The sequence below is a fragment of the Mycobacterium sp. NTMscope_MAC_12 genome, from assembly GCF_976985675.1.
This window is the reverse complement of the sequence record NZ_CDRJYY010000001.1, coordinates 557,314-579,607: the sequence shown is the minus strand read 5'-3', so window position 1 is coordinate 579,607 and position 22,294 is coordinate 557,314. Positions and strand designations below refer to the sequence as shown.

Here is a 22,294-nt window from a genome sequence, read left to right as displayed (position 1 = left end):
ATGTTTCGGCAAGTCGACGGCTGGGTTTAACAGTAGCCGCAGACCTACCTTGCCCGCGCGGACTGAGAGTCCACTGAGATAACGTTCGCCGATTCCCGAGAGTTCGCCTCGTCGCCGGCCACCGGCACACCTGCGTCGGACGCTGCGTCTACCTGGCCGGCTTCCGGCTCGGATGCGGAGTATGTCGTGGGTGGCAGCGGCCGCCCCGGCAACAGCACATAGAAGGAGGTACCCGGGGGCTGGCCGCCCGGGACGGTGTCCTCGACGCGCAGCAGTCCGCCATGGTTGAGCACGACCTTCTTGACGATCGCCAGCCCGAGCCCGGAGCCGGGCATGGCGCGCGCCGACGTCGAGCGATAGAAGCGTTCGAACACCAGTCGCCGCTCTTGCGGTGGAATGCCGGGGCCGTGGTCGGCGACCACCAGCTCCGCGTGCGACGGGTCGAGTTGTCGCATGGTGACGCCGACATGGCCACCGGGCGGGCTCCACTTGGCCGCGTTGTCCAACAGGTTCAGCACCGCACGCGATAACCCGGCGGCGTCGCCGTACATCTGCCACGGCGTCACGTCGACGTCGAAGTGAATGTCGTTGCGGCGCCGCCTGACTCGCTCCAGGCTGCGGTCGACCACATCGGACATGTCGACCGGCTCGTGCACCACCTGGCCGGCGTCGTCGCGGGTGAGGTCCACCAAATCGCCTACCAGCGTTGACAATTCCTCGATCTGCGCGAGCACGTCGGCGCGCAGGTCGACCATCTCTTGTTCGGGCAGCCGCGGCGCTCCCGGTTCCATCGACGCCATCAGCAACTCGACGTTGGTCCGCAGCGACGTCAGCGGGGTGCGCAGTTCATGTCCGGCGTCGGTGACCAGCCGCGCCTGGCGCTCCCGCGACTCGGCCAGCGCGCGCAGCATCAGGTTGAACGACTCGGTGAGCCGGGCCAATTCGTCGCTGCCGAACACCGGGATGGGTCGCAGGTCATCGGTGCGCGCCACGCGTTCGGCTGCCTCGGTCAGGCGGCCCACCGGGCGCAGGCCGGCCCGGGTGACCATGCCGCCCGCCACCGCGGCGACCGCCACCCCGACGCCGCCGACGATCAGCAGCACCCAGCGCAGTTTGTTCATCACCGCCTCGGTCGGCTTGAGGCTCTTGGAGATCAGCAACGAGGTGCCGTTCTGCAGGTGGACGGCGAGGATGCGCTGATCGCCGGCGGTACGCCGCGACATGAACAGGTCGCCGTGGATGACCGCCTTCTCCGGCGCGCCGACCGGCAGGGTCTGACCCGGTTGCTGGGCGGTGTAGATCGCATGGCCCGGGTTCACCAGGATCGCGTTGACGTCCGAATAGGCGGTGCCTTCAATGGCTTTGCCGGGGTCCGCGGCGAGTGAACCGCTGGCGATCAGCAGCTGCGCCCGAGATTGCAGTTGATTGTCGATGTCGCTGTACAGCGCGGCCGAGATCACGGCGTAGACGGCGAACGCCATCAGCACCACGACCATGGCGACCATCGACATCGCCAGCAGCATGACCCGCCACCGCAACGACAGCGACGGGGTGGCGCGCAGCGGTGGGCGCATGGGTGGGCGCTGAGGCCGGGGGAACTTGATCATCGTGGGGATTGCGTCGTCACGGTGGCGTCTCCCGAAGGACGTAACCCACCCCGCGCACCGTGTGGATCAGCCGGGGCTCACCGTCGGCCTCGGTTTTGCGGCGCAGATAGCCCACGTAGACCTCCAGCGCGTTGCCCGAGGTGGGGAAGTCGAATCCCCAAACCTCCTCGAGGATGCGGCTGCGGGTGAGCACGCGGCGCGGATTGGCGATCAGCATTTCGAGCAACGCGAATTCGGTGCGCGTCAGGCTGATCCGGCGCTCCCCGCGGGCGACCTCGCGGGTCACCGGGTCCAGGGTGAGGTCGGAGAACTTCATCGCCACCGATTCGGCGTCGTCCTCCGGCTTGGTCCGGCGCAGCAACGCGCGCATCCGGGCCAACAGTTCTTCCAGAGCGAACGGCTTCGGCAGATAGTCGTCGGCGCCGGCGTCCAGCCCGGCGACGCGCTCGGAGACCGAATCGCGGGCGGTGAGCACCAGGATCGGCAAGTCGTCGCCGGTGCTGCGGAGCTGGCGGCACACCTCCAGGCCATCCAACCGCGGCATCATCACATCCAGGACGAGTGCGTCGGGCCGATCGCTGGCGATCAGTTCGAGAGCTTCGACCCCGTCATGGGCCAACTCGACCGAGTAGCCATTGAAGGACAACGACCTACGCAGCGACTCGCGCACGGCGCGATCGTCGTCGACGACCAGTATTCGCACGGCCCCTAGTTTCGTCCCACCGCCTGAGACTGACCTGAGAGGCGCGCCGGTGAGGCATTCAGCGGGCTGCCGCCATCAGGTCAGCGGTGGTCGCAAGCGCGGCGAAGCCGGGCGCAGCGGGCCGCCGCCATCAGGTCAGCGGCGGTCGAGGTCGATCAGACCGAGGCGCGCGGCCTTGAGCAGCCTGCGCGGCACCTTGTGCCGCTGACCTGCGACCGTGACACCGACGAGTTCGGTCTTCTCGGCCTTCCACTGCGCGCGCCGGCTACGGGTGTTCGCGCGCGACATTCTGCGCTTGGGTACGGCCATGGTCGGGCCTAACTCCTCAATGTGGCTTGCGGTTCGGCATGTCGCGCGGCGTGGCCGGGGGGCCGAACGGGCGACGATCGCGTATCAGGATAGTCGCTGGTCCGCTCGTCGCCAAAACGGACGCCGCCGCGCGCTCGCGCACCGCCGTGCGGGCACGGCCCTGGCGCACCCGCCCCGAAGTGGGATCCTTGACGTGACACCCGCGGTACCCGATAACCTACCGGTTGGTTGGTTGGGTCTCACCGGTGAATCCCTGAATGGAGGACGGGCATGGCCTCTGCTTCCGGCGCTTCCGTCCGGATCGCGAACTGCTCCGGGTTCTACGGCGACCGGCTGTCGGCCATGCGCGAAATGCTCACCGGCGGCGAGGTCGACTACCTCACCGGCGACTACCTGGCCGAACTCACCATGCTGATCCTGGGCCGGGACCGGATGAAGCACCCCGAGCGCGGCTACGCCAAAACCTTCCTGACGCAGCTCGAAGACTGCCTGGGCGAGGCCCGCGACCGCGGTGTGCGCATCGTCGCCAACGCCGGCGGCCTCAATCCGGCCGGCCTGGCCGACGCGATCCGCGCGCTGACCGAGCGTCTGGGCATCTACGCCCGGATCGCCCACGTGGAAGGCGACGATCTGTTGCCGCGCGCCGCGGAGCTGGGGCTCGGCAGCCCGCTCACCGCGAACGCCTACCTGGGTGCGTGGGGCATCGTCGACTGCCTGGGCGACGGCGCCGACGTCGTCGTCACCGGCCGGGTCACTGACGCCTCGGTGATCGTCGGGGCGGCCGCCGCGCATTTCGGGTGGGATCGCAGCGACTACGACCGGCTCGCCGGCGCCGTGGTCGCCGGCCACGTCATCGAATGCGGGGTCCAGGCCACCGGCGGCAACTACTCGTTCTTCACCGAGATCGCCGACCTGACCCACGCCGGCTTCCCCCTCGCCGAGGTCTACGCCGACGGATCGTCGGTGATCACCAAGCACCCGGGCACCGGCGGTTTGGTCAGCGTCGACACAGTCACCGCCCAGCTGCTCTATGAGATCACCGGGGCCCGCTACGCCAACCCCGATGTCACCGCCCGGATGGACACCGTCGAGCTCGCGTCCGACGGCCCCGACCGGGTGCGCATCAGCGGCGTGCGCGGCGAAGCCCCGCCACCCACCTACAAGGTGTCGCTGAACAGCATCGGCGGGTTCCGCAATTCGATGACCTTCGTGCTCACCGGCCTCGATATCGAGGCCAAGGCCGAGTTGGTGCGCCGGCAGCTCGACGCCGCGCTCACCGTCAAGCCCGCCGAACTCGAGTGGACCCTGGCCCGCACCGACCACGCCGACGCCGACACCGAAGAAGCCGCCAGCGCACTGCTGCACTGCGTCGTGCGCGACCCCGACCCCGCCAACGTCGGACGCCAATTCTCCTCGGCCGCCGTAGAATTGGCGCTCGCCAGCTACCCGGGCTTCCACGTCACCGCCCCGCCGGGCGACGGCCAGGTCTACGGCGTGTTCACCCCCGGCTACGTCGACGCCGACCAGGTGCCGCACGTCGCGGTGCACGCCGACGGGACGCGCATCGACATCCCCTGCGCCACCGATACTTTGGTGTTGGCTCCGGCCGATGCCCCGCCGCTGCCCGAGCCGCTTCCGGATGGCCCGGTGCGCAGGGCGCCGCTGGGCCGCATCGCCGGTGCCCGCAGCGGCGACAAGGGCGGCTCCGCCAACGTCGGGGTCTGGGTGCGCACCGACGAGCAATGGCGATGGCTGGCCCACACGTTGACCGTCGAACGACTCAAGGAGCTGCTGCCCGAAGCGGCGGACTTCGATGTCACCCGCCACGTGTTGCCGAATCTGCGGGCGGTCAACTTCGTCATCGACGGCATCCTCGGCCAGGGCGTCGCCTACCAGGCCCGCTTCGATCCTCAAGCCAAGGGGTTGGGCGAATGGCTGCGCGGCCGGCACCTCGACATCCCGGAGAGTCTGTTGTGATGAACCTTTGGACCACGCCCGAGCGCGAACAGCTGCGAAAGACGGTGCGCTCCTTCGCAGAACGTGAGATCTTGCCCCATGTCGACGAGTGGGAGCGCAGCGGCGAGCTGCCGCGCGAATTGCACCGCAGCGCGGGAGCCGCCGGGCTGCTGGGCGCGGGCTTCCCCGAATCGGTCGGCGGCGGGGGCGGCGACGGCGCCGACGCGGTGATCATCTGCGAAGAGATGCATCAGGCCGGAGCCCCCGGGGGCGTCTTCGCATCGCTGTTCACCTGCGGCATCGCGGTGCCGCACATGATCGCCTCCGGCGATGCCCGGCTGATCGAGGAGTTCGTGCGCCCGACGCTGGCCGGCGAGAAGATCGGTTCGCTGGCCATCACCGAGCCCGGCGGCGGTTCCGACGTCGGGCACCTGCGGACCTCCGCTGAGCGCGACGGTGATCACTACATCGTCAACGGCGCCAAGACCTACATCACCTCCGGCGTGCGCGCCGACTACGTGGTCACGGCGGCCCGCACCGGAGGCCCTGGCGCGGCGGGGGTTTCGTTGCTGGTCGTCGAAAAGGGGACTCCCGGCTTCGAGGTGACCCGCAAGCTGGACAAGATGGGCTGGCGGTCCTCGGACACCGCCGAGCTTTCCTACACCGACGTTCGGGTGCCGGTGGCGAACCTGGTCGGCGCCGAGAACAGCGGTTTCGCCCAGATCGCGCAGGCCTTCGTCGCCGAGCGCATCGGCCTTGCCGCGCAAGCGTATTCGAGCGCGCAGCGCTGCCTGGACCTGACGGTGCAATGGTGCCGCGACCGTGAGACGTTCGGTCGCCCGTTGATCTCGCGGCAGTCGGTGCAGAACACGCTGGCCGAGATGGCCCGCCGCATCGACGTTGCCCGTGTCTATTCGCGCAGCGTGGTGGAACGCCAGCTCGCCGGCGAGACGAATCTGATTCCGCAGGTGTGTTTCGCCAAGAACACCGCCGTCGAGGCGGGCGAATGGGTCGCCAATCAGGCCGTCCAGCTGTTCGGTGGGATGGGCTATATGGCCGAATCCGAGGTCGAGCGCCAATACCGGGATATGAGGATCCTGGGCATCGGCGGCGGCACCACCGAAATCCTGACCGCACTGTCCGCCAAACTCCTGGGATTCCAATCATGATCACACCGCGTCCTTGTCATCGCGTCGCTCTGCATCGTCGGCGGTGGTCATGACCGCGCTGCAGTCCACGCTCAACCGCGACGACGCCGTGTTCACCGAGGCGGCGTCGGCGGCGATGACGAAACTCGATGAGATCGACGCCGAGCTGGCCAATGCGCTCGCGGGCGGCGGGCCCAAATACGTTGAGCGCCACCACGGCCGCGGCAAGCTGACCGCGCGCGAGCGCATCGAGTTGCTCGTCGACGCGGACTCGCCGTTTTTGGAGCTGAGCCCGCTGGCGGCCTGGGGCAGCGCGTTCAAGGTCGGTGCCAGCACCGTCACCGGCATCGGCGTGGTGGAGGGCGTCGAATGCATGATCGTCGCCAACGACCCGACGGTCAAAGGCGGCACCAGCAACCCGTGGACCCTCAAGAAGATCCTGCGGGCCAATCAGATCGCCTTCGAGAACCGGCTTCCGGTGATCTCGCTCGTGGAATCCGGCGGCGCGGACCTGCCCACCCAGAAGGAGATCTTCATCCCCGGCGGGCGGATGTTCCGCGACCTGACCCGGCTCTCGGCGGCCGGAATCCCCACCATCGCATTGGTATTCGGCAACTCCACCGCGGGCGGTGCCTACGTCCCCGGCATGTCCGATCACGTGGTGATGATCAAGGAACGCTCCAAGGTGTTCCTCGCCGGTCCCCCGCTGGTGAAGATGGCCACCGGCGAGGAATCCGACGATGAATCGCTGGGCGGCGCCGAAATGCACGCCCGCGTCTCGGGTTTGGCCGACTACTTCGCCGTCGACGAACTCGACGCGATCCGCATCGGCCGCCGCGTCGTCGCCCGGTTGAATTGGAGCAAGCAGGGCCCGAAACCCAAACCGATCAGCGAGCCACTGTTCGACACCGAGGAGCTCATCGGCATCGTTCCCGCGGATCTGCGGATCCCGTTCGATCCCCGCGAAGTGATCGCCCGGATCGTCGACGGGTCCGAATTCGACGAATTCAAGCCGCTGTACGGGTCCTCGCTGGTGACCGGCTGGGCCCAGTTGCACGGCTATCCGATCGGGATCCTGGCCAACGCGCGCGGGGTGCTCTTCAGCGAGGAGTCGCAAAAGGCCACGCAGTTCATCCAGCTGGCCAACCGGTCCGACACGCCGCTGCTGTTTTTGCACAACACCACCGGCTACATGGTGGGCAAGGACTACGAGGAGGGCGGGATGATCAAGCACGGCTCGATGATGATCAACGCCGTGTCCAATTCGACGGTCCCGCACATCTCGCTGTTGATCGGCGCCTCCTACGGCGCGGGCCACTACGGCATGTGCGGCCGCGCCTACGATCCGCGCTTCCTGTTCGCCTGGCCGACGTCGAAGTCCGCGGTGATGGGCGGCGCCCAGCTCTCGGGCGTGCTGTCGATCGTGGCCCGCGCGGCCGCGGAAGCCCGCGGCCAACAGGTCGACGAGGAGGCCGACGCGGTGATGCGGGCCGCGGTCGAGGGCCAGATCGAGGCGGAGTCGCTGCCGCTGGTGTTGTCCGGGATGCTTTACGACGACGGGGTGATCGACCCGCGCGACACCCGCACCGTGCTGGGAATCTGTTTGTCCGCCATCGCCAATGGCCCGATCAAGGGGACGTCGAACTTCGGCGTCTTCCGGATGTGAGCCCCATGGGAATCACGCGAGTTCTAGTTGCCAACCGCGGCGAGATCGCGCGCCGGGTGTTCGCCACGTGCCGACGGCTCGGCCTGGGTACCGTCGCGGTCTACACCGACCCGGACGCCGGCGCGCCACACGTCGCCGAGGCCGACGCCCGGGTGCGGCTGCCCAAGACCAACGACTACCTCAACGCCGAGGCCATCATCGCCGCGGCCCGCGCGGCCGGTGCGGACGCCATCCACCCGGGTTACGGGTTCCTTTCGGAGAACGCCGATTTCGCGGCAGCCGTCCAGGACGCCGGACTGATCTGGGTCGGGCCGCCGGTGGACGCGGTGCGCGCGATGGGCTCCAAGATCGAGTCGAAGAAGATGATGGCCGCCGCGGGCGTGCCCGTCCTCGACGAGCTCGATCCCGACACCGTCACCGAGGCGCAGCTGCCTGTGCTGGTCAAGGCCTCCGCGGGCGGTGGCGGACGCGGGATGCGGGTGGTGCGCGAATTGACCGCCCTGCCGGGCGAAGTCGAGGCGGCGCGCCGCGAAGCGCAGTCCGCCTTCGGCGATCCGACGGTGTTCTGCGAACGCTACCTGCCGACCGGTCACCACATCGAGGTTCAGGTCATGGCCGACACCCACGGCGCAGTGTGGGCGGTCGGGGAACGCGAATGTTCCATTCAGCGTCGCCACCAGAAGATCATCGAGGAGGCTCCCGCACCGCTGGTGGAGCGCACGCCGGGCATGCGCGCGAAGCTGTTCGACGCGGCCCGGCTGGCGGCCGGTGCGATCGGCTACACCGGCGCCGGGACGGTGGAGTTCCTGGCCGACGACGACGGCGAGTTCTATTTCCTGGAAATGAATACCCGGCTGCAGGTCGAGCACCCGGTCACCGAAGAGACGACCGGGCTGGATCTGGTCGAGCTGCAGCTCGCGGTTGCCGACGGCGCCCGCCTGGACGCCGAACCTCCGGCCGCCCAGGGTCATTCGATCGAGGCCCGGCTCTACGCCGAGGACCCGGCGCGCGGGTGGCAGCCGCAGGCCGGTGTGGTGCGCGCGTTCGAGGTGCCGTCGGTGCGCGCCGAATTCGGCTCGCTGGGACGACGGACCGGCATCCGGCTGGATTCGGGGATCGTCGACGGGTCCACGGTGTCCATCCACTACGACCCCATGCTGGCCAAGGTCATCTCCTACGCCCCGACGCGCCGTCAGGCGGCGCTGGTCCTCGCCGACGCGCTGGCCCGCGCCCGGGTGCACGGGCTGCGCACGAATCGCGACCTGCTGGTGAACGTGCTGCGTCACCCGGCGTTCCTCGACGGCGCCACCGACACAGCGTTTTTCGACACGCACGGCCTGGCGGGGCTAGCGGCGCCGCTGGGCGACGCCGCAGCGGTTCGTCTGTCGGCGATCGCCGCCGCCCTCGCCGACGCCGCGCGTAACCGCGCCCTCGCGCCGGTGCTGGGTGCCATCCCCAGCGGCTGGCGCAACCTGCGGTCGGGCTTCCAGGTCAAGACCTACAGTGACGATGACGGCAACGAACACCGCGTCCAATACCGTTTCGACAGAACCCGGTTGGCCCTCCCCGACGACCCTTCCGTGCAACTGGTGTCGGCCACGGCGAAAGCGGTGGTGCTGAGGACGGACGGCGTGGACCACCACTTCTCGGTGCGACGCTACGACACGGGAGATTCCGACGTCTACGTCGATTCCGCGCGCGGACCCGTGCACCTGATCGCGCTGCCACGGTTCCCCGAGCCCGGTTCGACCGTCGAAAAGGGTTCGCTGGTTGCGCCCATGCCCGGCAACGTCATCCGGCTCGGTGCCACGATCGGCGACACCGTCACCGCCGGGCAGCCACTGATCTGGTTAGAGGCCATGAAGATGGAACACACCATCACCGCACCGGTCGACGGCGTTCTCGCCGAGCTCAATGTCCAGACCGGTCAGCAAGTCGAAGTGGGCGCCGTGCTGGCACGAGTGGAAGCCCCGCAATCCGAAGGAGATCCCCAGTGACCGACAGCAGCTTCATCGAGAACGAAGAACGCCAGGCCCTGCGCAAGGCGGTAGCCGAGTGGGCGTCCAACTACGGCAGCGAATACTACCTGAAAAAGGCGCGCGCCCACGAGCACACCGACGAATTATGGTCGGAGGCAGGCCAACTCGGCTTCCTCGGGGTGAACCTGCCCGAGGAGTACGGCGGCGGCGGCGCCGGAATGTACGAGCTGTCGCTGGTGATGGAGGAAATGGCCGCCGCCGGCAGCGCGCTGCTGCTGATGGTGGTGTCGCCCGCCATCAACGGCACCATTATCAGCAAGTTCGGCACCGAGGAGCAGAAGAAGCGATGGATCCCCGGCATCGCCGACGGCACCCTGACGATGGCGTTCGCCATCACCGAGCCCGACGCCGGATCCAACTCACACAAGATCACCACCACCGCCCGCCGCGACGGCAGCGACTGGATCCTCAAGGGCCAGAAGGTGTTCATCTCCGGCATCGACCAGGCGCAGGCGGTGCTCGTGGTGGCCCGCACCGAGGAGGCTAAAACGGGCAAGCTGCGCCCCGCGCTGTTCGTGGTGCCCACCGATTCGCCGGGCTTCACCTATACGCCCATCGAAATGGAATTGATCAGCCCCGAACGCCAGTTCCAGGTCTTCCTCGACGACGTCCGGTTACCCAGCGACGCGCTCGTCGGCGCCGAAGATGCCGCCATCGCACAGCTTTTCGCCGGCCTGAACCCCGAACGCATCATGGGCGCGGCCAGTTCCGTCGGGATGGGGCGGTTCGCGCTCGACCGGGCCGCCGAGTACGTCAAGACCCGGCAGGTGTGGGGCGCGCCGATCGGCTCGCACCAGGGCCTGTCACATCCCTTGGCGCAGTGCCACATCGAGGTCGAACTCGCCAAGCTGATGATGCAGAAGGCCGCGACGCTGTATGACTCCGGCAACGACATGGGCGCGGCCGAGGCCGCGAACATGGCCAAATACGCTGCGGCCGAAGCGGCTACCCGGTCGGTGGACCAGGCGGTGCAGTCGATGGGCGGCAACGGGCTCACCAAAGAATACGGTGTGGGTGCCATGCTGACCTCGGCGCGGCTGGGCCGCATCGCCCCGGTCAGCCGCGAGATGGTGCTGAACTTCGTCGCGCAGACGTCACTGGGCCTGCCGCGAAGCTACTGAGATCCTGCCGATGGACACGCTCGTCGAATACGCCGGGCCCGCCGACACGGGCGGGCCGTACGCGCGGCTGACGTTGAACTCACCGCATAACCGCAACGCGCTTTCCACCACGCTGGTCGCCCAGTTGCATCAGGGGCTGCGCGACGCCTCGTCGGATCCGGCGGTGCGCGCGGTGGTGCTGGGCCACACCGGTGGCACCTTCTGCGCCGGTGCGGATCTGAGCGAGGCCGGCGGAGCCGAGGCTAGTGGCGATCGCGAGGGCGGCGCAGCCGGGCGAAGCGGGTCGCCACCATCGGCACGTGGCGATCGCGAGGCCGGCGGGGCCGGGCGAAGCGGGTCGCCACCATCGTCATATGACATGGCCGTCGCCCGGGCCCGGGAGATGGCCGCGTTGATGCGGGCCATCGTCGCCTCGCCACTGCCGGTGATCGCCGCCATCAATGGGCATGTCCGTGCGGGGGGCTTCGGCTTGGTGGGCGCCTGCGACATCGCGGTCGCCGGGCCGCGCAGTACCTTCGCGCTGACCGAGGCCCGCATCGGCGTCGCCCCCGCGATCATCTCGTTGACGCTGCTACCGAAGCTGTCGCCGCGCGCTGCGGCGCGCTACTACCTGACCGGCGAAAAATTCGACGCCGATGCGGCGGCCGAAATCGGGCTGATCACCATCGCCGCCGAGGACGTCAACGCGGCGGTCGACAAACTCGTCGCCGATGTCGGCCGCGGGTCGCCTCAAGGGCTCGCGGCTTCCAAGGCATTGACCACCGCCGCGGTGCTCGAGGGGTTCGACCGCGATGCCGAACGGCTCGCCGAGGAATCGGCGCGGCTGTTCGTGTCCGACGAGGCCCGCGAAGGCATGTTGGCGTTCTTGCAGAAGCGGCCGCCGAGCTGGACGAGTTAGCCACCGACAAGTTAGCCAGATGTCTAAGAGCGGTCCGGTCAAATCGGTCGGCGGTCGCGCCCGCGCCGGTGCAAGGTTGCAGTTTAGCCAATCCTCTTGCAGCAAAACCTGGACGTCGTAGGCTCGTGGGTGATGAGCAACTCAACGCAACGGGATGCGGAGGACACGCACGACCAGCCGTCGCGCGCGGCCGATACCGATCGCATACAGACTGCGCAGTTGCTCGCGTACGCGGCCGAGCAGGGCCGCCTGCAGCTCAACGACTACGAAGACCGTTTGACCAGGGCCTATGCCGCAACGACGTATGAGGAACTGGACCGGTTGAGGGCCGATCTGCCCGGCGCGCCGATCAGCCCGCGCCGCGGCGGCAAACCCAACCCGGCGCCCTCGACGCTGCTGCTGGCCCTGATGAGCGGCTTCGAGCGGCGCGGCCGATGGAACGTGCCGAAGAAACTGACCACCTTCACGCTGTGGGGCAGCGGAGTGGTCGATTTGCGCTACGCCGACTTCACCTCGACCGAGGTCGACATCCATGCGATGTCGATCATGGGTGTGCAAAACATTTTGCTGCCGCCCGAGGTCAACGTGGAGGTGCATGGCCGCGGCGTGATGGGAAACTTCGACCGCGGCGTCGACGGCCAGGGCGCTCCCGGGGCACCGACGGTCCACGTTCGCGGCTTTTCGCTGTGGGGCGGCGTCGGGATCGTGCGCAAAGCCCGCAGGCCGCGCGGCGGGTAGGCCCTCCCTGGTAACGGAGCGTCAGCCGGGCACGTAGTCGAAGGTGTCGGGGTTGGGTCCGTTGCGTCCCGACTCACCCTTGTTCAGCGCGGAGATCGCGTCCATGTCGGAGCCGTCCAATTCGAAGTCGAACAGCTCGAAGTTGGATTTGACCCGTGCCGGTGTCACCGACTTGGGGAAGACGATGTCGCCGCGCTGAATGTGCCAGCGCAACACCACCTGCGCGGGCGTCTTGTCACGGGACTCGGCGATGCGCTTGATCGCCGGATCGTCGAGCACCTTGCCTTGGGCGATGGGAGCCCACGCCTCGGTGGCGATGCCATGCTCGCGTCCATACGCCCGCACCTCGTCATTGCCGAAGTAGGGGTGCACCTCGATCTGGTTGACCGACGGGACAGTACCGGTTTCGTCGGCGAGCCGATTCAGATGTGCGACTTGGAAATTCGAGACACCGATGCTGCGGGCTCGCCCGTCCCGTGCGAATTCTTCGAAGACCTTCCACGTCGAGACGAAATCGCCGTCGTACAGCGTGGGCAGCGGCCAGTGGATGAGGAACAGGTCGACGTAGTCCGAATCGAGCGCCTTGAGCGTTTGGTCGAACGCGCGGCGCGCGTCGTCGGGCCTGTGAAAGCCGTTGTTGAGCTTGCTGGTGATGAAGACCTCGCCGCGGTCCAGGCCGGCGTCGCGGATGCCTTCTCGGACTTCCTTTTCATTGCCGTACATCTCGGCGGTGTCGATGTGCCGGTATCCGATGTCCAGCGCCGTCTTGACCGCCGAGGCGGTCTCGTCGGGTTTGATCTGGAACACCCCGAAACCGAGCTGCGGGATTTCGACGCCGTCGTTGAGTTCGATCGTGGGAACCTTGCTCATGGGGCGTTTCTCCTTCTGAGGTTTACCGACGGCGGCGGGATCGTAGGTAGTCGCCGACGACCGCCGCTCCCAGCCCGTCGAGATCGGGCACCACGACACGTCCTTCGACGCGCCGGGCGACTTGGTCGATGAAGCGCGCCAGGCCGGGGTCGCTACCCAACCGGAATATGGTGATTTGCGCACCGAGGCGGGCCATTTCGTCGAAGCCGCGCACGGTGTGGGCGATGGTCCGCGGGTGCGGCGGGTAGTCGAAGAAGACCGTTGTGCCGTCACCGTCGAAGTCCTCCAGGTGAGCGGTCGGCTCGCCGTCGGTCACCACCAGCACGACGGGTTGGGCGTTTGGGTGGCGTCGCAGATGGCGGCCCGCCAGCGCCAGCGCGTGATGCAGGTTGGTGCCCTGCTCGTAAACCCCCTCGAGTCCGGTGAGCTCGGCGGCGGTCACGGTCCGGGCGTAGCGGCCAAAGGCGATGATCTGCAAGGCATCCGAGCGGAAACGCGTGCACACCAGGTGGTTGAGCGCCAGCGCGGTCTGCTTCATGGGCAGCCAGCGGTTCTCCATCACCATGGAAAACGACGTATCGACCAGCAGCGCGACGGCGGCCTGCGTGCGGGTTTCTGTCTCGGAGACCTCGACGTCGTCGACGGAGATCTTCAACCGCGCGTCCGGCCCGTCGAGGGTGGCCGTTCCCGCCTGCCGCAGAACGGCGTTGGTCAGGGTGCGGGAGATGTTCCACGGTTCGGTGTCGCCGAACTGCCAGGGCCGGGTGGCGCCGGTGAGCTCGCCGGCCGCCCCGGCGCGCCGATGATCACGCTCGCCGCGCCGCCCGGAAAGTTGTTGTGCCACATCGCGTAGCGCCGTCTCGCCGAGCCGGCGCATGGCTTTCGGCGACAGCCGCCACTGGCCGTCGGAACCGCGGTCCAAAAAGCCCTGATTGACCAACGCGCGTTCCAATTCGGAAAGCGTGCGGGCGTCGACGGCCGCCTCGTCGCCGAGCTGGCGTGCCAACGCGTCCAGGTCGACGTCATCCATGGTGGCGCCCGGATAGCTTTGGGAGAGCTGCTCGGCCAGTTGCTCGAGTTCGGCGATGTCGGACAGCGCCTGGGTGCCCTCGCCCATCCCGAACGGGTTGTCACCGGAGAATTGTTCGGACCCGCTCCAGTCCTCGCCCGGCCGCGCCGCCTGAAGGTGCGCATCGAGCCGATTCAGCGACTCCATCAAGGCCGGGGAGCCGAATGCCTGCTGCGCCAAGGCATCCAGTTCCGCGCGCTGCTCGGCGCTCAGGCTGTTGCGGAAGCGCTGCGCGGCGGCGGCGCGCTTGGCCAGTGAGTCCAGCAGCTCGTCGACGTTGCGCGGGTTCTCCGGGAAGAACTCGCCGTGGGAGTCCATGAAGTTTTCGAAGTCTTCTTGGGTGTCCTCGCCGCGGGCGTGCTTGTCCAGCAGATCGTTGAGGTCCTTCAGCATCTCGTTGACGCGCTGACGGTCCTCGTCGGTGGCGCCCTCTAGCGCCTGCTTCATGCCCGCGAAACGTTGGTCCAGCATCTCGCGGCCGAGCAGATCCTTGATCTGGTCGTACTTTTGGCGCGCCTCGCCGCTGCGCCAGTTGTACTCGGAGAGCTCCTGGACGGCCTTGGCCGGCGATGCCGGCAGCGCGTCGAGCTGGAGTTCGCCGAAACGGGCGTCGTCGTCGAGCGCGCGGGCCAGCTCCTTGCGTTCGGCCAGCACCGCCTCGTCCAACAGTTTCTTGATCTCCTGCAAGGTTCCGTCCAAGTTGTTGCGCCGCAACAACTCCCGTCGTCGCCGGTTGGCCTCGGCCGCCAGGCGGTCCGCGCCGGGCATGTTCTTGGTGCCGCGGCGCAGCAGCTCCGAAAGCGCACGGCGCGGCGAGGTGCCGGCCATGACGTCCTGGCCGATCTGTTCGAGCGCCTCACGCAGATCCACCGGCGGCGCCAGCGGGTCGGGCCCGCCGGTGTACGCCGAGTACCGCGAAGAGTGCCCTCGTGACGATCGCGAGCGCGGCGAGGCCGGGCGCCGCGGGTCGTCACGATCAGAATCAGCCATAGACCGTTTGCCCCTCCTCGGACACCTTGTCGATGCGCTTGGCCAGATATAAAGCCTCGAGCGCCAGTTCCAGCGCGGCGGCGCGCTCGCCCTCCGACCGCGCGCCGACCTTGTCCGCGATCTTTTCCACCACCGGCAGGCTCGGCACCGCGGCCAGCACGTCCTTGGCCGAGACCCGCTCGCCCGTCGTCACCGCGGAACCACCCTCGACCGCGGAGACCAGCGAACCGACGTCGATGCCGCCCAGCACCCGCGACGCCGTGTCCGCGGTCGCCCGGCGCAGCAGGTGTTCGAGCACCGCCTGTTCGCGGCCTTCCTCACCGGACTCGAATTCCAGCTTGCCGCGCAGGACGTCGATCACGGTGCCCAGATCGACCACCCGCGCCACCGGGTCCGTCTCCCCCAGGATCGCGCCGCGATGGCGGGCGGCGGCCGCGACGGTCTCGGCGGCGGCGATGGCGAACCGCGCCGACACCCCCGAGCGCTGATCGACGGAGTTCGACTCCCGCAGGTAGCGGGCGAACCGGGCGATGATCTGCATGAGGTAGTCGGGCACCTGGGCCGACAGGTGCGCCTCCTGCGCGATCACGCCGACTTCCGCCTCCAGCTCCAGCGGGTAGTGCGTCCGGATCTCCGCGCCGAAGCGGTCCTTGAGCGGGGTGATGATGCGCCCGCGGTTGGTGTAGTCCTCGGGGTTCGCACTGGCGACCACCAACACGTCCAGCGGCAGGCGCAGCGTGTAACCGCGGACCTGGATGTCGCGTTCCTCCATCACGTTGAGCATCGACACCTGGATGCGCTCGGCGAGGTCGGGAAGTTCGTTGACCGCGACGATGCCGCGGTGCGCGCGTGGAATCAGCCCGTAGGCGATGGTCTCCGGGTCCCCGAGGCTGCGGCCCTCGGCGACCTTGATCGGGTCGATATCGCCCACCAGGTCGGCGACGCTGGTATCCGGGGTGGCGAGCTTTTCGGTGTAGCGCTCGCTGCGATGCTTCCATTCCACCGGAAGGTCGTCGCCCAGGGTGGCGGCCTTGCGGATCGACTCCGGCGTGATCGGCGAGAAGGGATGCTCACCGAGTTCGGCGCCGGCGATCACCGGCGTCCACTCGTCGAGCAACCCGACCAGCGCGCGCAGCAGCCGGGTCTTGCCCTGGCCGCGTTCGCCGAGCAGGACGAAGTCGTGCCCCGCGATCAAAGCCCGCTCGAGCTGGGGCAAGACGGTGTCGTCGAATCCCAGGATGCCGGGCCAGATGGCTGCGCTGTCCGGCCCGTCGGCCAACGCGGTCAACAGATTTTCGCGGATTTCCTGCTTGACTCCCCGTTCACGGTGACCGGCGGCACGCAGTTCGCCGACGGTGCGGGGCAGGTTGCTCGGTGACGTCACCACTCCACGCTACGACGCGGGCTCAGACGAGTCATGCGAAGGGCGTTCACTTCAGGCGTATTGACACGCGGATCCCACCACCGTTCGCGGGCCGCCGATGCCCGACGAAGGCCGGACAGCGTGAAGCGACTGTCCGGCCCTCGTACTGGGTTACCGAGCCCTCCGCGCCTCGGCGGTCGGGCAGGACCGGTCAGCTGGACGTGACGGTGGCCTCGGCGTCACCCGGCTTCCAGGTGATGCTGCCGTGCTCGAATGTCGACTTCTTCACGCCGTCGGGGGTGTCCACCTCGTCGCTCGTGGGGTACCCCAGTTTGCCCTGCGAACCGCCGAGCTCGTTCCACTTGTCGCGAATCTTGCCCCACACGACGTAGGCCTGAGACTTGTAAACGATTACGCCGCCGTCGAATTGCTGGTAGACACCGCCATCCGGGTTCTTCTGCTCGTTGCCGGTGGGGGCACCCAGGTCTTTGCGCGCCTTGTCGTCGAGGGCGTTGTACTTCGCCAGGATTGGCCCCTCGACGGTGTAGGGGGTGCCGTTGGCGCCGTTGATCTGTGTCGAGCTCGGGGCACCGCTCGCCGTGGTGCTTTCCGATGGCGCCGCGCTTGCGGATGATCCCGCGGTTGCCGACGATGTCACCGAAGAACTGGCAGGACTGGTTGTTTGACCGGCGTTGTTGGACTTACTGCAACCGCCACCGATCAGCGCGAACCCCGCAAGCGCTACAGAGAAGGCCGCCGTTCGTTTTGTAATCTCGCGCATCTCATTCCTCTCGATAATGGACGGGATTCGCCGTCCGCGTATCGAAAAGGGAAGTAGGCCGATCCGCGACCCCCCGACGGAAGAACCTGCAGCAACGATGCCCGCCGGTCTTCCCCGAACGCATCGTACCGAGCACGGATTCGGCCGCCTTGTGTGACCCCCGTCACGGGGCTAATGGGCGAAGTGGCGCGCCCCCGTCAAATACAGCGTGATGCCGGCGTTGGCGGCGGCCGCGGTCACCTCGTCGTCGCGCACCGATCCCCCCGGATGCACGATCGCCTTCACTCCGGCGCCGGTCAGCGTCTCGAGCCCGTCGGGGAAGGGGAAGAACGCATCCGAGGCCGCGACCGCGCCGCGCACCCGGTCGCCGCCGCGTTCGACGGCCAGCCGCGCGGCGTCGACGCGGTTCACCTGCCCCATGCCCACACCGATGGTGGCGCCGCCGGCGGCGATCACGATCGCGTTCGATTTGACGGCGCGACACACGCGCCACGCAAAAACGAGGTCCGCCAGCGTCTCCGGATCGGCGGGCTCCCCGGTCGCCAGGGTCCAATTCGCCGGGTTGTCCCCGTGCGCGTCGAGCTCGTCGCGTTGCTGGACCAACAGCCCGCCACTGAGCGGCCGCAGTTCGGTGCCACCGGTCAGCGGCTCGGACGCCACCAGCACCCGGATGTTCTTTTTGCGCGTCAGGACGTCCAGGGCGGCCAGCTCGTAGGCGGGCGCGACGATGACCTCGGTGAAGATGGTGCTGACGTACTCGGCCATCTCGACGCTGACTTCGGTGTTGGCCGCGATGACCCCGCCGAATGCGCTCAGCGGATCGCATTCGTGGGCTTTGCGATGCGCGTCAGCCACCGATGCCGACGAGATCGCAATCCCACATGGGTTGGCGTGCTTGATGATTGCCACGCATTTCTGTTCGTGGTCGAAGGCGGCCCGCCACGCCGCGTCCGCGTCGGTGAAGTTGTTGTAGGACATCTCTTTTCCGTGCAACTGCTCGGCCTGCGCCAGGCCCGGCCATGCGCTGGGGTCGTTGTAGAGCGCGGCCTGCTGGTGCGGGTTCTCGCCGTAGCGCAGCATCGCCGAGCGGCGCCAGCTGCGGCCCAGCCACTTCGGGAAGGCGGTGGGTGGATGTTCGGGAGCCAGCGTCGACTCCATCCAGCCCGCCACGGCGATGTCGTATTCGGCGGTGTGCTGAAACGCCAGCGCCGCTAGCCTTTTGCGCTCGGCGAGGGTGAATCCGCCTTGCCGGACCGCGGCGAGCACCCCGTCGTAGCCCTGGGGGTCGGTGATCACCGCCACGCTGGGATGGTTCTTCGCGGCGGCGCGCACCATCGACGGTCCACCGATGTCGATCTGTTCGACGCATTCGTCGATGCTCGCGCCGGAGTCGACGGTCTCGCTGAACGGGTACAGGTTGACGACGACGAGTTCGAAGGCCGCGATGCCGAGCTGCTCGAGTGCCTGGGCGTGCTCGGGTTTGCGAAGGTCCGCCAGCAGGCCCGCGTGCACGCGCGGGTGCAGGGTCTTGACCCGGCCGTCGAGCACTTCGGGGAAACCGGTCAGCTCCTCGACCCGGGTCACCGGAATGCCTTTTTCGGCAATGTTCTTCGCGGTGGATCCCGTGGAGACGATCTCGACGCCGGCCGCGGTCAGCCCCTGGGCCAGGTCGATGAGCCCGGTCTTGTCGTACACGCTGATCAAGGCGCGGCGGATCGGCCTTTTGGCGTTCTCCCGCCAGTCGTCGGTGCTCATCCGTTGTCGCCTTTCATCCGATCGTCGCTTTTCTCCCGACCAGCGTCAGGCCGCCGGTTGCGATCGCGGCCACCACGTCCGCGAGCAGCTTGCGTTCGGTGACCTTGATGCGTTCGTGCAGAGTCTCTTCGTTGTCGCCGTCGAGCACCGGAACGGATTGCTGCGCCAAGATCGGCCCGGTGTCCGTCCCGGCGTCCACCAGGTGCACCGTACAGCCTGTGATCTTCACACCGTAGGCCAACGCGTCGGCCACCCCGTGCGCACCCGGGAACGCCGGCAGCAGCGCCGGATGGGTGTTGATGACGCGTCCGTAGAAACGTGAAAGAAACTGCGGTCCAAGGATTTTCATGAACCCCGCCGAAACCACCAGATCGGGCGAGTGGGCGGCGGTGGCGTCGGTGATCGCGGCGTCCCAGGCGTCGCGGTCGGCGTGATCGCCGAGCCGGACGGTGAAGGTGGGCAGGGACGCGGCCGCGGCGATCTCGGTGGCCAGGCAGTCACGGTCGGCGCCGACGGCGACGATCCGGGCGGGATAGTCCGCGACGGCGGCCTGGATCAGGGAGTTGAGCAGCGATCCGGTGCCCGAGGCCAGTACCACTACCCGCGCCGACGCGTTGGGGGGCACATGGAGGGGTTCGACCACATCGGCGAGCCTAGTCGGGCGACGATGCGCGCCCTCACGGGCGCGCTGAGGAGCCCGACCATCCACACAGCGGGCGACGATGCGCGCCCTCACGGGCGCGCTGAGGAGCCCGACCATCCACACAGCGGGCGACGATGCGCGCCCTCACGGGCGCGCTGAGGAGCCCGACGGGCGGCGGCCGGCGTCGTGCGTTTGACGATCACACTGGCCGGTAGGGCAATTGCCTATTGCTCCGGATCGCGCCCAACCGCGGAAGGCCCCGGCTCGCCTTCCCCCGGATCGGGCCCAACCGCGGGCGGCCCCGGCTCGGCTCCCCCGGGATCGCCCTCGTCCGCGGGAGGCTCCGTCTCGCCTGCCCCGGGATCGCGCTCGGCGGGGGGCTCCGTCTCGCCCTCCCCCGGGTCGCCCGCGGTCGGCTCGAAGAAGTCCTCCTCCGCCACCCTGTCGTCGAAAACATCGGCGAAATCGGCCGGCTCCTCGGCCGGTGCGGCCGACGCGGGTTTGGCCCGCAGCCGCCTGGGTCGAGGCCTGATCCCCCCGCTCAGCACCACGGTGATCCCGCCAATCACCGCGAACCAGAAGAAGACACCGAGCAGCAATGCGCCCTGGTCCACCCCGACATGGCCGAAGTTACCCAGCTGCCCACTTCCGGCGAATGCCAGCAGCGACATCACCAACGCCCCGGCGATTGAGGCGACCAGCAGCTTGACCAGCGCCGCGGCCGGCGGCAGCGCACGCCGGGCACATTGCTGTCCGACCGCCACGCCAGACGATGCACCGATGATGAGCAGCGCAACCCATACCGGCCCCAGCGGCGGCCTGGGGACCGCGGCCAACACCGGCAAGGCCGGGATGTCGCCGCCGAACACGGTGAACGAGCTGAACGTCGCGAAACCGATGTGAGCGCTGGATCCTACGGCGACCGCCGCGGTGCCCACAATCACGTTGGGCGCGTACAACATTGACAGCAGGGTGAGGCTGAATTCGCCGAAGATCGAATCGGTGATGCCGTAGAGCTCCTGCATGGTCGACCAGTGCACGATCAGCGACCCGGCCGTCACGAACCCGGAGAGCCCGAGCAACGCCAGCAGGCCGGCGGACGCGGCGCGCAACGAATCGCCCAGCCAATAGGGCAGCGACGACACCGCCAGCGCGCGTGGCCCCACCCGGGACCACACACCGATCCCCGCGCCGGCGGCGTGGACCACGAGCACGCTGAGGAACGCGCGCAGCGCGCTCGGTGTTTGCAGCTCGGTGATCACCGAGGACGCGTCGTGGATGACCGCCAGGGCGATCGCCGTCATCAGCAACGGTCCGCCCAGCGCCGAGGCGACCACCCAGCGAACGACCAGCCACGACGAGTGAGGTGAGGTGGCCCGCGCCGTGCTGCGCGCGGTGGCCCAGACCATGAGCAGCACCGGCAGCAGCGGCATCACACCGAGTTCGCGGCCACTGATGGAGATCGGAACCTGGTGCACGCCCAGCCACATGCTGGCGATGGCGCCCAGTGCGCCGGTCATGTCGCTGTTGGCGATCAGCAGTTGGATCAGCGTGACCGCGGCGATGATGACCAACGCCACCACGGCCGGGGCGAACGCGACCCTGACGAGGTCACGCGCCTGGCGAGCGCCCGCTGCCCGGTTGTCCTCTAGCCGTGTCACTCTTGGGCACGTCCCCGACTAGACGCAACAGCGCACGGTTAGGCGGGCGCTGGCCCAGACGGTGATGACGGCGACTGCTGCTCCTGGCCGAAGGATTGACCGCCGGATTGCTCCGAGTAGTTGGTGGGTGAACCGGCATCCGATCCGCCGCCGACGTTCGGTGGCGGGCTGAAGCTGGGGAAGCCGGTGGGGGGCGTCGACGAGCCCTGGTGCTGCGCGGACGGCTGCTGCCCCGACTGCGGCGAGGGCTGGGCGCCGAAACCGCCGGTCGGAGCGCCGCCCTGGGTCGGCGACCCGCCGGGCCCATACCCGCCGTATTGCGATCCGTATCCCTGCTGGCCGCCATGCTGCTGGCCGCCCGGCTGACCGTAGTAGGGCTGCTGGCCGTACTGCCCGTATTGCCCGTACTGGCCATACTGCGAATAGGGGTCGTACTTGGGGCGCGGCGTCGGCGCCGTGATCACGCCGGAGTCCAGCAGCACGACGACGACCGCGGCGATCGCCTGCAGCACGACGGCCGCCACCAGGGGCCACATCGCCCAGCCGATCGCGAAACCGGCGGGCAGGTTGATCGTCTCGGTGATGGCCAGCAGCGCGCCCAGTACCGCGATGACCGCGACAACCCCCACGTAACTCTTGGCTTTCGGCAGCAGGCTCAGCCCGGCGAGCAGCGCGGCCAACAGGGCAACCACGACCGCGGTGCCGGCATCACCGGCGCGACCGCCGATGCCCGGACCGAGGTCGGCGCTAATGGTGAACGTGGGCCCGAAGTTCAGCAGGTAGGCCACGAAACCGAGCACCACCACCGCGATGTTCAGGTACAGCGGAAGCTTGCTCTTGCCGTCGTCTTCTTTGGCGAACGAGGGCGTGGCGCCTGCGTAGGTGCCGCCGGGCTGACCCGGTGGGTATCCGGGGCTACCGGGAGAGTAGGTCATTGCTCCTCCTGTTGCTTCCAGTGCCTTTAAGTGCCGAGCGGG

Annotated in this window: 18 protein-coding genes; 7 read left to right on the top strand and 11 right to left on the bottom strand. The window is 68.3% G+C overall.

The features are described 5' to 3' along the window. Window positions 1-44: 44 nt before the first annotated feature. From AC0KS4_RS02845 to rpmF, 3 genes are all read right to left on the bottom strand, one after another. Entirely contained in the window at window positions 45-1,607 is a 1,563-nt protein-coding gene (locus AC0KS4_RS02845; protein ID WP_225328007.1) for a HAMP domain-containing sensor histidine kinase, read from the bottom strand. A gap of 16 nt (window positions 1,608-1,623) precedes the next feature. Beyond that, window positions 1,624-2,310: a two-component system response regulator MprA gene (gene mprA, locus AC0KS4_RS02840; protein WP_225328006.1), complete on the bottom strand. Its 687-nt coding sequence runs from the start codon at window positions 2,308-2,310 to the stop codon at window positions 1,624-1,626. A 135-nt stretch (window positions 2,311-2,445) separates the two neighbouring features. After that, complete coding sequence (rpmF, locus tag AC0KS4_RS02835) at window positions 2,446-2,619, bottom strand: 50S ribosomal protein L32 (RefSeq protein ID WP_003872812.1); 174 nt, start codon at window positions 2,617-2,619, stop codon at window positions 2,446-2,448. 270 nt (window positions 2,620-2,889) lie between these two features. Here rpmF and AC0KS4_RS02830 point away from each other — a divergent pair, with 270 nt between their 5' ends. From AC0KS4_RS02830 to AC0KS4_RS02800, 7 genes are all read left to right on the top strand, one after another. Then, window positions 2,890-4,596, top strand: a complete 1,707-nt coding sequence (locus tag AC0KS4_RS02830; protein ID WP_238958253.1) for an acyclic terpene utilization AtuA family protein — start codon at window positions 2,890-2,892, stop codon at window positions 4,594-4,596. Next, entirely contained in the window at window positions 4,596-5,744 is a 1,149-nt protein-coding gene (locus AC0KS4_RS02825) for an acyl-CoA dehydrogenase family protein (protein WP_225328004.1), read from the top strand. The genes AC0KS4_RS02830 and AC0KS4_RS02825 overlap by 1 nt, the downstream gene beginning before the upstream one ends. A gap of 49 nt (window positions 5,745-5,793) precedes the next feature. Further along, complete coding sequence (locus tag AC0KS4_RS02820) at window positions 5,794-7,389, top strand: acyl-CoA carboxylase subunit beta (RefSeq protein ID WP_238958254.1); 1,596 nt, start codon at window positions 5,794-5,796, stop codon at window positions 7,387-7,389. A gap of 5 nt (window positions 7,390-7,394) precedes the next feature. Further along, entirely contained in the window at window positions 7,395-9,386 is a 1,992-nt protein-coding gene (locus AC0KS4_RS02815; RefSeq protein WP_238958255.1) for an acetyl/propionyl/methylcrotonyl-CoA carboxylase subunit alpha, read from the top strand. Then, on the top strand, window positions 9,383-10,549 hold the full coding sequence (locus tag AC0KS4_RS02810; RefSeq protein ID WP_238958256.1) for an acyl-CoA dehydrogenase family protein: 1,167 nt from the start codon (window positions 9,383-9,385) through the stop codon (window positions 10,547-10,549). Before AC0KS4_RS02815 ends, AC0KS4_RS02810 begins: the two co-directional genes overlap by 4 nt. Window positions 10,550-10,559: 10 nt before the next feature. Continuing rightward, on the top strand, window positions 10,560-11,447 hold the full coding sequence (locus AC0KS4_RS02805; RefSeq protein ID WP_238958257.1) for an enoyl-CoA hydratase family protein: 888 nt from the start codon (window positions 10,560-10,562) through the stop codon (window positions 11,445-11,447). 132 nt (window positions 11,448-11,579) lie between these two features. Then, window positions 11,580-12,185 carry a DUF1707 SHOCT-like domain-containing protein gene (locus tag AC0KS4_RS02800; protein WP_238958258.1) on the top strand — a complete coding sequence of 202 codons (606 nt, stop codon included), beginning with the start codon at window positions 11,580-11,582 and terminating at the stop codon, window positions 12,183-12,185. A 21-nt stretch (window positions 12,186-12,206) separates the two neighbouring features. Here the strand turns inward: AC0KS4_RS02800 and AC0KS4_RS02795 are convergent, their stop codons facing one another. The 8 genes from AC0KS4_RS02795 to AC0KS4_RS02760 all read right to left on the bottom strand — a co-directional run bounded on the left by AC0KS4_RS02795 (window position 12,207) and on the right by AC0KS4_RS02760 (window position 22,252). Further along, complete coding sequence (locus AC0KS4_RS02795) at window positions 12,207-13,055, bottom strand: aldo/keto reductase (RefSeq protein ID WP_238958259.1); 849 nt, start codon at window positions 13,053-13,055, stop codon at window positions 12,207-12,209. Between the two features lie 22 nt (window positions 13,056-13,077). Continuing rightward, window positions 13,078-15,114, bottom strand: a complete 2,037-nt coding sequence (locus AC0KS4_RS02790; RefSeq protein ID WP_238958260.1) for a vWA domain-containing protein — start codon at window positions 15,112-15,114, stop codon at window positions 13,078-13,080. Then, on the bottom strand, window positions 15,107-16,501 hold the full coding sequence (locus tag AC0KS4_RS02785; protein WP_238958261.1) for a sigma 54-interacting transcriptional regulator: 1,395 nt from the start codon (window positions 16,499-16,501) through the stop codon (window positions 15,107-15,109). Before AC0KS4_RS02785 ends, AC0KS4_RS02790 begins: the two co-directional genes overlap by 8 nt. Before the next feature lie 187 nt (window positions 16,502-16,688). Beyond that, window positions 16,689-17,258: an LGFP repeat-containing protein gene (locus AC0KS4_RS02780; RefSeq protein WP_225327995.1), complete on the bottom strand. Its 570-nt coding sequence runs from the start codon at window positions 17,256-17,258 to the stop codon at window positions 16,689-16,691. A 171-nt stretch (window positions 17,259-17,429) separates the two neighbouring features. After that, a complete protein-coding gene (purH, locus tag AC0KS4_RS02775) occupies window positions 17,430-19,013 on the bottom strand; it encodes a bifunctional phosphoribosylaminoimidazolecarboxamide formyltransferase/IMP cyclohydrolase (RefSeq protein WP_238958262.1) in 1,584 nt (527 codons plus the stop codon). A gap of 13 nt (window positions 19,014-19,026) precedes the next feature. Next, window positions 19,027-19,656 carry a phosphoribosylglycinamide formyltransferase gene (gene purN / locus AC0KS4_RS02770; protein ID WP_238958263.1) on the bottom strand — a complete coding sequence of 210 codons (630 nt, stop codon included), beginning with the start codon at window positions 19,654-19,656 and terminating at the stop codon, window positions 19,027-19,029. Window positions 19,657-19,880: 224 nt separating this feature from the next. Then, window positions 19,881-21,317, bottom strand: coding sequence for a cell division protein PerM (locus AC0KS4_RS02765; RefSeq protein WP_238958264.1), 1,437 nt, complete (start codon window positions 21,315-21,317; stop codon window positions 19,881-19,883). A gap of 38 nt (window positions 21,318-21,355) precedes the next feature. Continuing rightward, window positions 21,356-22,252: a DUF5336 domain-containing protein gene (locus AC0KS4_RS02760; RefSeq protein ID WP_225330112.1), complete on the bottom strand. Its 897-nt coding sequence runs from the start codon at window positions 22,250-22,252 to the stop codon at window positions 21,356-21,358. Window positions 22,253-22,294 lie beyond the last annotated feature (42 nt).